Raw genomic sequence first — 13,817 nt, 5'->3', positions numbered from 1 at the left:
GTATTTCAGCGCCTCATCCGGCCTGCCGGACGCGGCGCCCCCGACCCCGGCGAGGGGCCGGGGGCGGACGGAGGGGATCAGCCGTTGCGGCGCTGGCGCCGCCGGACGACCTGGGCGCACAGCGCCAGGCCGGCGAGGAACATGGCGTAGCTTTCCGGTTCCGGCACCGGCGTGGTGAGGGTGGCGATCGACGCCTCGAACGCTTCGCCGCTCAACCCGCGGTTGAACACGATGTGGAACGGGTCGCTGTCCGCGTAGGGCGCGGGCAGGCCGCCGCTGGCATCAAGCGAGGTGAGCGAGAGGGTGACGAGGTAGGCGCCGGCCGGGTTCAGGTCGGAGACCGCGAAGTCGATGTGGGCGTGGATGCCGCCGCCGGAATCGGACTGGTCGATGGCACCCAGGGAGTTCGTCACGCCGCTGGCGGAAAAGAGCGTCGTGCTGCCGAGCGCGTCCTCGACCCCCAGCGTGACGCCGCCGGGTGCTGCGCCCCAGCTGGAGCCGTTCCAGAAGCTGAGCGTACCGAGTCCGTTGTACCAGAGCTGCTCGCCGGAGAGGAAGGTTCCGCCCGACGCCAGGAATCCGGGATCGTCGGTTCCCAGGGGGCCGCCCGCCAGGTCGCCGAAATCGCCCTCGAAGATCTTGTAGCCGGTGCCGAACGCGGCCGGCGCATGGTTTTCCTCGTCGACGACCAGCTTGCCGCCGACCACCGATACCTCGATGTCGCTGTGCGCCAGGACCTGGGGAGAAAGGATGAGCGACAGCGCGGCGAGTGCTGTGCCCAGGGTGACGCGTAGGGGTTTGAACATCATGTCCTCCATGAAAGGTTGCATCCGGCTCACGAAGCAGCTGCCTCCATGAAACCGGCAAGATTGTTTTCCGGAACGGGATCTCATATAATACTATTGAGAACTCGTTATCAATAATATAATGGACGTCCCAGGCTTTGTCAACAACCCTTCTCCTTCGCTCATCCGGCGCCCCGGGGCTCCTGACGTCCCTCTCGCGGCACGTGGCGGGGCTGGCCGCCCGCCGCCATAAACACAAGCATAGGGCCTCCCGGCGTCCTTCCTTGTGCGCCGTCCGACTTCATGCCGCCTGATCTGCGCGTGCCGCCTGCGGCCCTGCCATGCATGGCGATGGCGGGTCTCATCGCCACGGTCGGCCTGCCCGGAGCGCTGGCGCAGTCGAGTGCGCCCCCGGCATTCCCGGACACCCGGCAGGAGACTGCGGCCAGGCCCGAAGCGGATGCAGAGACGGTGCTCAAGTCCATCGAGATCAGGGCCGCACCGGAGGAGGACGTGTCGCCAGAACCGCCCCGTCCCGCCGTGAAGCTGCGCGGGGAGGCGCTCCGGGAGCGCATCGGCAATACCCTGGGGGAGACGCTGACCGACGAGGCCGGCGTCTCCAACTCCACCTTCGGGCCGGGGGTGGGCCTGCCGGTGATCCGCGGCATGTCGGGGCAGCGCGTGCGCCTGCTGAGCAACGGGCTGGCCACGCACGACGCCACGACGTTCAGCCCGGATCATGCCGCCAGCATCGAATCCATCCTCGCGGACGAGATCCAGGTGATGCGCGGACCCGCCACCATCCGGCATGGCGGCAATGCCATCGGCGGCGCCGTGAACGTGATCGACAACCGCATTCCGCGCCGTGTCCCGCGATCTCCCGTCCAGGGCATGCTGCAGTCGCGCTACAACTTCAACGGCAACGAGCATACCCATGCCTTCAAGCTCGATGCCGGCGCGGGGCGCTTCGCGATGCACGTCGACGGCTTCATGCGCCGCCGCGACAATATCTCCATCAACGGCTGCGCCGTCGATGACGCGGCCATCCGCCAGCAGTTCGGCCTCATCAACGTGCGCAACACCTGCGGCCACGTCGCCAACAGCGGCGCGCAGGCCCAGGGGGGCAGCGTGGGCGGGGCGCTGTTCGCGGACGCGGGAATGGTGGGCGCCTCGGCCACCCTGCTGGACAACGTCTACGGCATCCCTCCCAGCGCGGGTTCGCATGCCCATGGCGGCGGCAGCAGCGACGTCGGCATCGACCTCGCGAACCGCCGCTATGACGGCCGGGTGGAGCTGTGGGGATCCGGCGAGTGGATCGACGCAGTCAGGCTGAACGTCAGCCGGGTCAACTACCGGCACCACGAGAAATCCGGCAGCGTGATCGCAACCACGTTCCGCAACCAGGCCCTGGACGGGCGCCTGGAGGTGGAGCACCGGTTGGGTTCGCGCATATCCGGGGTGGTGGGCGGGCAGATGATGAACCGCGATTTTTCCGCCCTGGGAGCCGAGGCGTTCATCCCCGAGACCAACACGTTCAGCACCGCGGCCTACATCCACGAGCGGCTCGACATCACGCCGGCGCTGCGCCTCGAAGGGGGGTGGCGCTACGACCGGATCAGGCTGGTATCGGGCCCGCAGCCGACGGTCGACGGGCGCATCCTCAATTTTCCCGCGCGCAGCTTCGGCCTGGAGAACCGTTCCATTTCACTGACGTGGCAGTACGCCGAGAAGAGCATGGTGGGCGTCATCTTCTCGGGCTCCCGGCGGGCGCCGGAGGTGCACGAGCTGTATTCCTTCGGCCCGCACCTCGCCACCCATACCTTCGACGTCGGCAATGCGAACCTGAGGACGGAATCGATGCGCAGCCTCGACCTGACCTGGGATGCGGATGCGGGATGGATACGCTTCAATGGCGCCCTGTTCCTCAACGATGCGGACCATTTCATCTTCCAGCGCAGCATTTCCGGCATCTTCTTCGATGCCGAGGAGGGACGATTCCGCGCCCGCTGCGTGAGCCTGGACGAGTGCCTGCCGGTGACGCAGTACCAGCAGGCGCGCGCGCGCTTCATGGGATACGAGGCCGAGGCCACGCTGCGCATGCCCGCGGGTATCGCGCCGCCGGTCGAGATCACGCTGTTCTCGGACTACGTGCACGCCCGCCTGCGGGCAAGCGGCGAGAATGTGCCGCGGCAGCCGCCCCTGCGCTACGGGGTGCAGGTCGCAACCGCCTCGGGACCATGGTCCGCGCGGGTGCGCTACACCCATGCCCACGCACAGGACCGCCCCGGCATCAACGAGACTGAGACCAAGGGCTACAACCTCCTGACCCTGCATGCCGCCTATCGGCAGAAGATCATGGGCCGGCCGGGCTCCCTCTTCCTGCGCGCACGCAATCTGCTCAACGAGGAGATACGCAGCGCCACGTCCTTTCTTCGCAGTTTCAGCCCGGAACCGGGGCGCAGCGTCGAACTGGGGTTGGAGCTGATGTTCTGAGCATCAGGCGATGCCGGCCGCCGGCGCCCGGCGGCGCAGCCACAGCATCAGGAATCCGAGCCCGGCCAGCATCAGCCCCACGGCCGGCGGTTCCGGGACGGGCTGCACCCGGGAGTCGAAGGCGAGCAGGTACTGGGCCTCCGTCAGGCCGTAGTTGAACAGCACCTTGACCGGCTCGGATGCCTGGTAGCCGTCCGCGACGATCGCGAAGGTGACGAGATAGGCGCCGGGTGCGGGGGTCCCGCCGGGATTCTCGATGAACCAGTCCAGGTGGGCGTGGAAAGCGCCCTGGGAATCCGCATCGTCGACGATCGCGGGGTTGGGCCCGGAAATGCCGCTTGCCGAGAATACGGTGCCGGCGGCGTAGAACGGATACTGCTCGGCCAATGCCCGGTCGCAGAGCGGGCCGCCGCTCTGGCAGAACGTGTACGCCAAGGCGATATCCGTCGGCACCGCGCCGTGCAGCCGCAGCAGCTCTCCGCCGGCGGGCGCCGACCACGCCTGGGTCGCGGGCGCCCAGTACTCCAGGCTGCCGATGCCCTGGATGGAGACGATGGCGCCGGGGTCGAGGGTGCCGGCGAAACTCTGGAAACCGGGATCGTTGGTCGCACGCGGACCGCCGCCGAAATCGCCGAAGTCAGTCGGGTACAGGTTCTGTCCGCTGGCAAAGTCGGTGGCGAAGCCGCCGCCCGGCGGCAGGGCGCCGTGGGCGAAGAAGCTGGTCGTGAGCTGCCTCCCCGAAGCGCCGATCAGAATGTCGTAGCTGGCCGCGTGCGTGGGCAGGGATATGGCTGCGAGGGCGAGAGTTCCCGCCAGCGCCATGGTGGAGCATCCGTTCCTGTTCATGAGACCCCCTGGGGATGAAAATGGAAGGCAGCCGGCACGCCTGCCCGTATCATGGTCCATGGGGGGAATCATAATATAATGAGATTACATTATCAATAGAGATGTTTCCATGAGGTAAGTGACCTTCGCTCATCATGGCGGAAAAGCCGGCTTTTCGGGCGCCGGCCCAAGATACACCGACGTTCGATGTCCTCGCCATTGCCAACGCCGAGTGGAAGCGCGCGATCGGGTTGATTCAGGGGTGATTCAGAATATCGGGTCGCAGACGGAGCTCCGTAGGCCCGATCTCGCATCAGCTAATTGATGCATAAGGAGAAATTTCACCGTACTTTCAATATCCCGCTTCTTTCCGATGCCGGAAGGCCAGCACATACACCCTGTCATCAACAGGTTCATGGCGATACAGGGCAGCGTAGCCGGAATCCCCGAACGTTATTACCAGTTCGCGCAGCTCAGGCAGTTCAGGCAACGGCCGGCCCATGTCCGGGGTTTTTTCCAGCAGCAGGAATTGCCGTTCAATAATCTGGCCGGCTCGCCTGGCAGCTTCCGGGGCCTTTGCAGCCAGGAATCGCCGGCAGCGGGTCAACCCTTGCCTCGCACCTTCCGTGACGACTACTTGTGGCACTCAGGAATCATTTTTTCGTCCTCGGTTCCCCAGGTGCTCAACCAGGCGCGTACTTCCTGGCCTGTCAGGTGCAGGCCGGTTTCCTGATAGATTGCCCAGGAAGCCAGAGCTTCTTGTTTGAAGCTTTCTCGTGCTTCCTCGCGTTGCACATATTGCTCGATGGCTTCGAGCATGATCCAGTGCGCCGAGCGGCGACGCTGGCTGGCGAGCTGCCGGATGCGACTTTTCAAGCCATCATCGATTTTGAGGGATGTTGCCATAATCAAGCCATTTTCAAGCGATCTTCAAATTATCCATCACATGGTAATACCTGGTGATAATATATTCTTTTCTCCCCTGTTGTCTATCTCTCCGCGATCTGTCCGATTTTTCATGCCAGTACTATTTGCGGGCCGTCGCTACCGGATTGTTCACGGGTAGGGGGTGATCCACTCGGCGCTCAGCCGGTAGCCCGCCTGGCCCATTTCCGTGTCGACCTTGCCGGCGTGCAGCGTGCCGCTGACCCACATGGTATCCATGGTGCGCATGCTGATTGCGGGCTTCGCCGCGCGCACGTGGATGATCTGGTTGGAAGGCGGCGGCGGGGTGTGGATGCAGGCGCCGAAGTAGGGAACCAGCAGGAATTCGCTCACCTTGCCGCCGGCGCGCTCCAGGGGAATCACGAAGCCGGGGATGCGGATGCGGGCCCCGTCCAGCGAGGGTTCGATGGGCGCATCGGTCCAGGCGGCGCGTATCTTCTCCAGTGCCTCGATGGCGCGCGGGTCGCTGTCCTGCAGGTTGTCCAGCTTCAGTCCCTTCAGCGGCGCCATCGGATCCCAATCCTTGGGCATCAGGTCGTCCCACGTCTTTTCCTTGTAGCCGACGCCGGTAGCGGGTTTGCCCTTGGCGGCGCGCGGCGGGGAGGCCTGCAGCTTTTCCCCGATCGCGTAGTCCCTGGCGGTGGCTGCGGGTGGTTGCGCGACGAGCGCCAGGGCGGCGGCGAGAGGAAGAAGGCGGGCAAGACAGGTTCGGGCGAGCGACATGGCAGGTATCCTCCTTTGGATCACAGTCTGGGAGTGAGGCCGTCCGCCAGCGACAGCCGGTAGGCGCGATAGCCCGGGACGAGGCTGACGGCGAAGCCCGTGGCCATGACCAGCAGCAGCAGGCGCCAGGCTTCGGGAGTCAGCGTGCTTGCCGACAGCGTGACGCCCAGGTGCTCTTCCACCATGGGTGCGGCCAGGGCGCCGAGTCCCATCAGCCCCAGCACGCCCAGTGCCGCGCCCGCAACCACCACCATCAACCCTTCGATGGCGAGCAGCAGGAACACCACGCGCGGCCCCGCACCTACCGAGCGCAGGATCGCCAGTTCGCGCCGGCGCTCGCTCAGGCCCGCCAGCACGACCGCCACCAGGCCGCTCAGGCCCACTGCGACCACCAGCGCGGAAATCGCCAGCAGCGAACGTTCGACCACGCCGACCACACTCCAAAGGTCGTCCAGCGCCACCCCCGGCAGGACGGCCAGCAGCGGCTCGCCCTGGTACCGGTTGACGAAGCGCTGCATCTGGAACACGCCCGCGCGATTCTTCAGGCCGATGAGCGCGGCCGTGATCTCCTTCGGCGCCAGGTCGAACTTGCGCACATGCTCGGGCGGGATGGAGACGCCGGGCATGGGCGCGCCCCCCTGCCAGTCGAGGTGGATGGCCTCGATCGCCTCCAGGCTGACGTGGATGCTGCGATCCACCGCCAGGCCGGTGCGCCTGAGGATGCCGCTTACGGTGAAGGGCTTGTCGGCATGCTCGGCCAGGCCGATGCCGCCGCTGCCGTGATTGAGCACGATGCGGTCGCCCAGGCGGTAGCCGAACTGCGCCGCCACCTCGGCGCCGATCACGGCGTCGAATACGTCTGCGAACGGCTGGCCCGCGGAAAAGGCGAGCGGCTGGCGGTCGCCGTAGCGGAAATGCTCGAAGTAGGCGGCCGTGGTGCCCACCACCGCGTGGCCGCGATGCGAATCGCCCAGCGAGAGCGGCACCGCCCATGCCACGGCCGGATGCGCAGCCACCGCCTGGAAGCTGGTCCAGCGGATGTTGTGGGTGGCGTCGCCGAGGCGGAACACCGCATAGAGCACCAGCTGGATCGGGCTGGTGCGCGCCCCCACCACCAGGTCGGTGCCGGAGATGGACTGCGTGAAATTTTCGCGTGCCTGGATGCGAAGCTGCTCGACGCCCAGCAGCAGCATGACCGAGAGCGCGATGCTGATCGCCATCAGGCCGAGCGTGGCGTGGCGGTTCCACGCGCTGGCAAGCGCCAGGGAGAGCAGGGGCTTCAGGGGTCGCCTCTCACCACGGCAGGCCGGATCGTGCCGGGTGCGGGCGCATGCAGGCGGATCAGCAGGGGGTGGTTGCGCACAGGTCGTCCAGTCTCACGCTCCGGGTGAAGCGCGATTCCAGCCGCTGGTCGTGGCTGACGAAGACCAGCGTGACGCGATCATCGGCGCAGCGTTCCAGCAGCAGGTCGAGGAATTCTCCCTGCCGGTCCGCATCCAGGGCCGAGGTCGGCTCGTCCGCGATGATCAGCTCCGGGTGGCCGATCAGCGCCCGCGCCGCGGCGATGCGCTGCTGCTGGCCCACCGACAGCGCCGTGACCGGCTGCCGGGCGAGGCTGCCATCCAGCCCCAGCCGCTGCAGCAACCGGTCCGCCGCCTGCTGTAGCGAGGAGGCCGACTGCAGCGCCTGCCGCCGCCGGTGCCGGGAGAAGCGGCAGGGCAGCAATACGTTCTCGCGCACCGAGAGGTAGGGAACCAGGTTGAATTGCTGGAACAGGAAACCCACGTGGTCCACGCGGAAGCGGTCCCGGTCGCTGGATGAAAGCGCCGTCAGGTCGGTGTCCAGCACGCGCAGGCGGCAGGGCTGTGGCCGCAGCACGCCCCCCAGCAGGCTCAGGAGGGTGCTCTTGCCGCTGCCGCTCGCCCCCTGCAGAAACACACGCTCGCCGCGCTCCACCTCGAACCGGGGAATGGAGAGGCGAAATCCCGCCTGGTTCCGGGCGGGCCACTGAAACACCAGGTCCTGCACAGCGATCGCAAGCGGACTCGGGCTCATGCTTCCGGATCGATCGCCCGCACCTTCCGCTACCACGCGAGCCGCGTGGATCCGGGGGACAGGCGTGCGCCGGACTGCCCGCCGGGGGCCGCGACGGCGGCGTCGATACGCTGCAGATCGGGGAATACCTGGAACAGGCGCACCTCGATCCCCCGAAGCGCCTGCGGCCGGGCGCACCGGAACTGCCATGCGGCCTCGAGTTCCGCGTGGGCGTGAGCTTCCTCATCGTGATCGGCCTGCGCCACCTGGGAGGCAATCCTGGCGGTCGAAAGGGTTTTGCCCGCGTGCATCGGTGCAGTCACCCGATAGGACGACGGAGGCAGCAGGCGAGCCCTGGCGAGCGTGCCGGCGGTGTCCTCCCACCGCAGGCCAGCCCCGCCGGGATATGGGCGCAGGCCGGGCAGGGCGAACACGGCAGCGGGCCGGCCGCCGCCCAGCTGGATGATGGGGGTGAAGGCGAAGTCGTATTCCTGCCCCGAGGGCCAGAGACGGGGACGCGTGCCATGGGAGGCGGTGGACCATGCGCTGCCGTCGGCGGCCCTCGTCCCGAGGGTCTGCCGTTCTTCCTGGAAATGGGAGCGCGGGGAAGAATCCGGGGACAGCACGGGAGAGGACAGTTCGGTCGATTCCACCTGGCAGCGGGCCTCGGGCGTGAGCACGAACAGCGTGTCGGCCTGGTGGAGCCGGGCCGCCAGGGCCTTGATCGCGTGGCGCTCCTTTTCATTCCTCGGGGCGTGCTCGAACCCGACGAGGCTGTCCAGCGGGCTGTGCAGGTGGATGTGCACCACATCGCCGTCGACGGCGATCTCCAGCGCGGCCTGGCCGTGCACGTGGGCACCCGGCGGCTGCGCCAGGGCAAGCGGCAGCCACCCGGTTGCGAGAAGCAGCGCGGCCGCCCTGGCCCGGGTCGAGAGGCGTCGTGTCGGATCCATGTATCGATTTCTCCAGTGGGACCTGTCGCCGGAAACCCGATCCGGGATCGAGAGCACAGGTTGGCGGCGAGGCTTCACGGTTACATCGCCTGCCGCGCCGGGGTCGGCAGCGCGCCCCATCACGGGGTTGGGCAGTCCGGAATGCGATTCGTTCAACCCGTGCATTCATCCGCAGGGCCGCTGTCTGCGCACCGTTGCGGCGCGTTTCCGCAAGGGAGGCGACGGCGGCAGCGGTCATGACTCCAGCATGCCATCCTCGATGAGGGAAGTCTGGAATTCCATCACCACACGCCTGTCCGGCATGACCAGCCGCTCGTCCTTGTTTTCGTAGTCGAGACGGCTGAGCATGTCCTTGATCACATTGATGCGCGTCAGCTTCTTGCTGTCGGCGCGGGCAATGGTCCAGGGCGAGGTGAGATTGTGGGTGCGCGCCAGCATCCGGTCGCGCGCCTGGCCGTAGGCATCCCATTTCTTGACCGCGTAGGCGTCCAGCGCGCTGGTCTTCCACTGCGTGAGCGGATCCTGCTTGCGCCGTTTCAGCCGCCTGACCTGCTCCCGCTTGCTGATGTCGAGATAATACTTGAAGAGCGTGATGCCCGAGTGCACCAGCATGTGCTCGAACTCCGGTACCGTATCCATGAATTCGTCATATTCCGGACGGGTGCAGAAGCCCATCACCGACTCCACTCCCGCGCGGTTGTACCAACTGCGGTTGAACAGCACCAGTTCCTGTGCGGCGGGCAGGTGCGGCACGTAGCGCTGGAAGTACCACGAACTGCGGTCCCTGTCGGATGGCTTGCCCAGCGCCACCACCCGCGTTTCCCGCGGGCTCAGGTAGCGGGTGATGCGCTTGATGGTGCCGTCCTTGCCGGCCGCGTCGCGCCCTTCGAAAATGATCAGGATCCTGTTGCCATGCTCGATGAAGTGCCGCTGCAGCTTGACCAGTTCGACCTGGAGCCGGTAGAGGGTCTCGCCGTACTCCTTTTTGGAGGGCTCGGGCGGGAACCCTGCCGCAGCCGGATCGTCGCGTTTCTTGCTCATGTTTTCCCCGTGGATTCCTGTGGATGCCGTTCTTCCGTGAGCATGGTACCGGCTTGCCGCCGCAATGCAAAGGGGCAGGCCGCTGCCGGCCTGCCCCTGGGTGCGCCTGGAGCGGCAATGATGTCCGCTACCGGCCTCGGCGGGTGGCCCACCACTCCCGGGTACGCTTCGAGCTTGCAACCTTGTAGGCGATGAAGGTCAGCAGCAGGACGATGATCAGGGGCTTGATCGATGCGCGCAGCAGGTTGCCGTAGTTCACCATCTTCACGCGCAGGGGATACTCGTAGCGCACCGGCGGCACCGAATCCCCGGTGATGAACACCGTATAGACCCCCTGGTCCAGGGTGGTCTCGCCCCTGATCACCCCGTCCGGATGGGAGGCGGGATGCAGGTAGGTGACGGTTTCGTCGTCCACCTCGCTGGTGCCTCTTACCACCCTGAGCGCGATCGGTATGTCGCGCAGGGCCTGGTCGACGAGATCCACCACCAGGAAGGTGTCGCCTTCCTTGGGGATTTCGGTGCAATATTGGTCGCCTGGCTCGTGCTGCGGCTGATAGGCGCTCAGGTGCACCATGCTGTTGTCGCCGAGGCGGCGCATGCAGGTATCCTCTTCCATCGCGACCCTTCCATGCGCGGCGGCGGCACCGCAATAGAGTGCCATGGCTACGGCCAGCGCCGCCATGGAGGCTCGTACCCATTGCTTGATCATCATGAGATGGCTCCTTTCGGTTCGTGTTCCATGCGTGCTTCCCGATCGGGCGCGGGCCTGCCCTGGCCGCCCGCCGGTCTGCGAAATCCGTATGTCTTTCCTTTCATAACAGGTCATTGCCCGGCATGCGCCGGATCCGGCGCGTTGCATGATAAAAAGTATAATCGATAGGTTATAGAATGCAATCGAATTGACTCGTCCGGGGGGAAGAATGGGGAAGCGGGCACTGCGTTCGACGATCCGCCCGTTCGGCGTCAGCCGGCGACGCCTGCCGAAGCGCGGCCGGAGGGCCGGTTGAAGGCGGCGCGTCCTGCGCCGCGGTCTTCGCTTCCAGCGGCGCTGATCGCCCTCTACCGCGCGACCGAGTACCGCGCGACCCTCGCCGGGCCTCCCGGGGGCGGCTCTCTCATCCTGCGCATCGACGAGTATTGCGCACCGCTGTCACGGCTGCTCGCCGCATCCGGATGCCAGTGCGCGGCCTTCATTACCGCCTGGAACCCACGGGGCGCGCGCCTGGACCCGGCTGAGAACCGGTCCGCGGCCCGGCGCCTGCGTCGCAGGCTGGCGCGGTTCGTTCCCGCCGGGCACATATTCAAAGGAGCGGGGTGTGATCCATCCGGCGTCTGGCCGGCTGAGGCGAGCCTGCTCACGCTTGGCCTAGGGCTGGAAATGGCGCAGGCGCTCGGGCGGGAATTCCGGCAGAACGCCATCGTCTGGGCGGGACCCGATGCGATCCCCCGGTTGATCCTGCTGCGGTAGGCATCGGCGCGGCCGCCGTACGGCCGCGCGTGCTATGATGCTTCCATTTTCGGAGAAGCCAGATGACGACCATCCAGCAATTGAATGCCGCTCATGGAATCGGCGACCGGATCAGGATCGTCGAGGGCGCGGGCGGGCTGCCCTTCATCAGGATCGACAGCGACGCGGCCAGCGCCGTGATCTCCCTCTACGCGGGACAGGTGCTCTCCTTCCAGCCCGCCAACGATCCCGACAACCTCATGTTCCTCAGCGAGGCGGCGTACTACCAGCCCGGCAAGGCCATCAAGGGGGGCGCGCCCGTGTGCTGGCCGTGGTTCGGCCCCGACCCGGAGGGACTGGGCCGTCCGGCGCATGGTTTCGTGCGCAACCGCTACTGGAACCTGGAGCGCACCGGCGCCGGGGCGGACGGCGAGCTCACGGTCACCCTGGGGCTGACGGACACCGAAGAGACGCGGGCGATCTGGCCGCATGCCTTCGACCTGGCGCTGGAGATCGGGGTGGGGGCTTCCCTGCGCCTGAGCCTCTTCACGCGCAACACCGGCACCCGGCCATTCCAGATCACCCAGGCGCTGCATACCTACTTTCGGGTGGGGGACATCGACCGGGCGAGCGTGCTGGGGCTGGACGGGCTCGAATACGTGGACAAGACCGATCATGCCGCATGCAGGCGCCAGGAAGGAGCGGTGTCCATCGCCACCGAGGTCGACCGCATCTACCGGGGGGTACGGGGCGAACTGGTGATCGACGACGTTGCGCTGGATCGCAGGATACGCATCGCCTCTCAAGGCAGCCGCACCGCGGTGGTGTGGAACCCGTGGGCAAGGATATCGGCGGAGATGGCGGACCTGAAGGATGACGACTACCGGCGCTTCCTCTGCGTCGAAACCGCCAACGCCGACGTGGACGCGGTGCAGGTCGCACCTGGCGGCGAGACCCGGCTGACGGCCAGCTACCGCGTCGAGCGGGATTTGCCGCACGTGCTGCAGGGCGTCCGGCCGCCCCTTGCGTCGTAGGAGGGAGGCCGCGCCACGAGAGCGCCATGTGGATGCGCACGGCACAGCGTGTTCGCCAATGAGCGAAAGCATGCGTCCTCTCTGAGATTGCCGCTGCCGCAAGCGCCTGGAATGACCCTGGGGATGCTCCGGTGACTTTCAGGCATGCCATTTTCATCATCACCGCCGCAGCGGTGCTGGCGTATGGGCTCCTCAAGCCCCATCGCAACTGGGACATGGTTGCCTACGTGGCCGCGGCCTATCACAGGGACGGCTACCGGGGCGAGGACCTGAGCCGCGCGACCTATGACAGCGTCAGGCGGACGGTCAGCAGCAAGAGGTTTGCCCTGCTCACCTCGGGCAGGTATCCCGGCACGGTATTCGCCGATCCCGCCTCCCTGGAACAGCAGATTCCCTTCTATGCCACGCGGGTCGCATACATCGGGCTCGTCCGTCTGCTGGGGCGTGCCGGACTGGGTTACGCGGCGGCGACCTTCACGATCAGCGCGTGCTTCGCCGCACTGTCCGTGCTGCTCCTGGGCCTGATCATGTCCCGGACTTCGGTACCCCTGGGAATGCTGCCGGTCGTGGCGGCCGTGACCGGATACACGGATCTCGCACGCTTCTCCACGCCGGATGCGATGGCGTGCTTTTTTTCCCTTGCGGGGGTGTACAGCCTGATGGGGAAAGGCAAAGCGGTCTTCCCGGTGGCGGCCATCCTTCCCCTGATCAGAACCGACTTCATCCTGCTCTCGGCCCTGCTCATGGGCCACGCCTATCTGCGGGGGAGCAGGCTTGCGGCGCCATGCTCGCTGCTGGCCGCCATCGGCCTCTATCTTCTCATCACCCGCATGAGCGGGGGATACGGATACCTGACCCTGTTCAACTTCACCTTCATGGGCTCGCCCCATCCCTATCCCGCCGACATCGTGATTTCCACCCGGCCCGCAGACTACCTGATGCCCTACTGGGTGCTGCTCAACGACCTGGTCCTGCGTTCGCACGCCGCCATCTACGTGGTGGCGCTCTACCTGCTGTGGCTGAGGGGAGGGCAGGAGCGCGCGCGGAGGGAATTCTATCCTCTGCTCGCCATTCCCATCGTCTTTACCGCGGGGCACCTGCTGCTGTTTCCCTCGGACCAGTACCGGTTCTTCGTCTTCTCGGCTTCGCTGATACTCGTATGGTGCCTGCACGTGGCGCAGGGCCTGAGGCAGGCGGATCCGTCCGCGGCATGATGCACGGATACTGCCGATCGGGCTTGCCAGGGAAACGCAAAACGCTGATTCGAGGCCGCGTCGTGGTATAGAATGCCTGAGTTTCTTGCGCTGCCAATGCCTTTCCGAATAATTGCCATGGAACTCGAATGACCGGGTTACCCCGGGTTTCGAGGAGGCTCCAACATTCGGGAGAAAGGGGCCATGAACCACCAGGGGAAGCTTTCCAGCGTAGGGCGCGAACGCGTCTCTAGAGCATTTTTGATTTAAATATAGACAATATGATAAATTATCCCGGGTTCAATCTGGAGTCCGGGCATGCACGCTTATTCGCAAGATTTACG

Annotated in this window: 14 protein-coding genes; 4 read left to right on the top strand and 10 right to left on the bottom strand. The window is 66.1% G+C overall.

From position 1 onward, the window contains the following. Positions 1-77: 77 nt before the first annotated feature. Complete coding sequence (locus BT108_RS09925; protein ID WP_255369689.1) at positions 78-809, bottom strand: PEP-CTERM sorting domain-containing protein; 732 nt, start codon at positions 807-809, stop codon at positions 78-80. A 279-nt stretch (positions 810-1,088) separates the two neighbouring features. Between BT108_RS09925 and BT108_RS09920 the strand changes: the two genes are divergently transcribed. After that, on the top strand, positions 1,089-3,278 hold the full coding sequence (locus BT108_RS09920; RefSeq protein ID WP_083566356.1) for a TonB-dependent receptor: 2,190 nt from the start codon (positions 1,089-1,091) through the stop codon (positions 3,276-3,278). 3 nt (positions 3,279-3,281) lie between these two features. Here the strand turns inward: BT108_RS09920 and BT108_RS09915 are convergent, their stop codons facing one another. From BT108_RS09915 to BT108_RS09875, 9 genes are all read right to left on the bottom strand, one after another. Further along, on the bottom strand, positions 3,282-4,124 hold the full coding sequence (locus tag BT108_RS09915) for a PEP-CTERM sorting domain-containing protein (protein WP_177257298.1): 843 nt from the start codon (positions 4,122-4,124) through the stop codon (positions 3,282-3,284). 331 nt (positions 4,125-4,455) lie between these two features. Beyond that, on the bottom strand, positions 4,456-4,749 hold the full coding sequence (locus tag BT108_RS09910; RefSeq protein WP_072294378.1) for a type II toxin-antitoxin system RelE/ParE family toxin: 294 nt from the start codon (positions 4,747-4,749) through the stop codon (positions 4,456-4,458). Continuing rightward, positions 4,737-5,009: a CopG family ribbon-helix-helix protein gene (locus tag BT108_RS09905; RefSeq protein ID WP_072294377.1), complete on the bottom strand. Its 273-nt coding sequence runs from the start codon at positions 5,007-5,009 to the stop codon at positions 4,737-4,739. Before BT108_RS09905 ends, BT108_RS09910 begins: the two co-directional genes overlap by 13 nt. A 150-nt stretch (positions 5,010-5,159) precedes the next feature. Further along, complete coding sequence (locus tag BT108_RS09900; protein ID WP_072294376.1) at positions 5,160-5,771, bottom strand: DUF3299 domain-containing protein; 612 nt, start codon at positions 5,769-5,771, stop codon at positions 5,160-5,162. Positions 5,772-5,791: 20 nt separating this feature from the next. Beyond that, the gene (locus BT108_RS09895; RefSeq protein WP_255369688.1) at positions 5,792-6,991 is read right to left on the bottom strand and encodes an ABC transporter permease; all 1,200 of its coding nucleotides are present in this window, start codon (positions 6,989-6,991) and stop codon (positions 5,792-5,794) included. Positions 6,992-7,112: 121 nt separating this feature from the next. Next, positions 7,113-7,826, bottom strand: coding sequence for an ABC transporter ATP-binding protein (locus BT108_RS09890; protein WP_072294374.1), 714 nt, complete (start codon positions 7,824-7,826; stop codon positions 7,113-7,115). 29 nt (positions 7,827-7,855) lie between these two features. Continuing rightward, entirely contained in the window at positions 7,856-8,758 is a 903-nt protein-coding gene (locus BT108_RS09885; protein ID WP_072294373.1) for a ZrgA family zinc uptake protein, read from the bottom strand. Positions 8,759-8,992: 234 nt separating this feature from the next. Next, a complete protein-coding gene (ppk2, locus tag BT108_RS09880) occupies positions 8,993-9,799 on the bottom strand; it encodes a polyphosphate kinase 2 (protein WP_072294372.1) in 807 nt (268 codons plus the stop codon). Positions 9,800-9,926: 127 nt separating this feature from the next. Beyond that, a complete protein-coding gene (locus BT108_RS09875; protein ID WP_255369687.1) occupies positions 9,927-10,511 on the bottom strand; it encodes a hypothetical protein in 585 nt (194 codons plus the stop codon). 291 nt (positions 10,512-10,802) lie between these two features. Between BT108_RS09875 and BT108_RS09870 the strand changes: the two genes are divergently transcribed. The 3 genes from BT108_RS09870 (at position 10,803) to BT108_RS09860 (ending at position 13,494) form a co-directional block, all read left to right on the top strand. After that, positions 10,803-11,267 carry a DUF3293 domain-containing protein gene (locus BT108_RS09870; protein WP_072294371.1) on the top strand — a complete coding sequence of 155 codons (465 nt, stop codon included), beginning with the start codon at positions 10,803-10,805 and terminating at the stop codon, positions 11,265-11,267. A gap of 62 nt (positions 11,268-11,329) precedes the next feature. After that, a complete protein-coding gene (locus tag BT108_RS09865) occupies positions 11,330-12,280 on the top strand; it encodes a D-hexose-6-phosphate mutarotase (RefSeq protein ID WP_072294370.1) in 951 nt (316 codons plus the stop codon). 131 nt (positions 12,281-12,411) lie between these two features. After that, positions 12,412-13,494, top strand: coding sequence for a hypothetical protein (locus BT108_RS09860; protein WP_072294369.1), 1,083 nt, complete (start codon positions 12,412-12,414; stop codon positions 13,492-13,494). Positions 13,495-13,817: the final 323 nt, after the last annotated feature.

Source organism: Nitrosovibrio sp. Nv17 (assembly GCF_900119085.1).
Classification (GTDB): domain Bacteria; phylum Pseudomonadota; class Gammaproteobacteria; order Burkholderiales; family Nitrosomonadaceae; genus Nitrosospira.
Note: the sequence above shows the minus strand (reverse complement) of the source record. Positions and strands in the feature narration are given on the sequence as shown.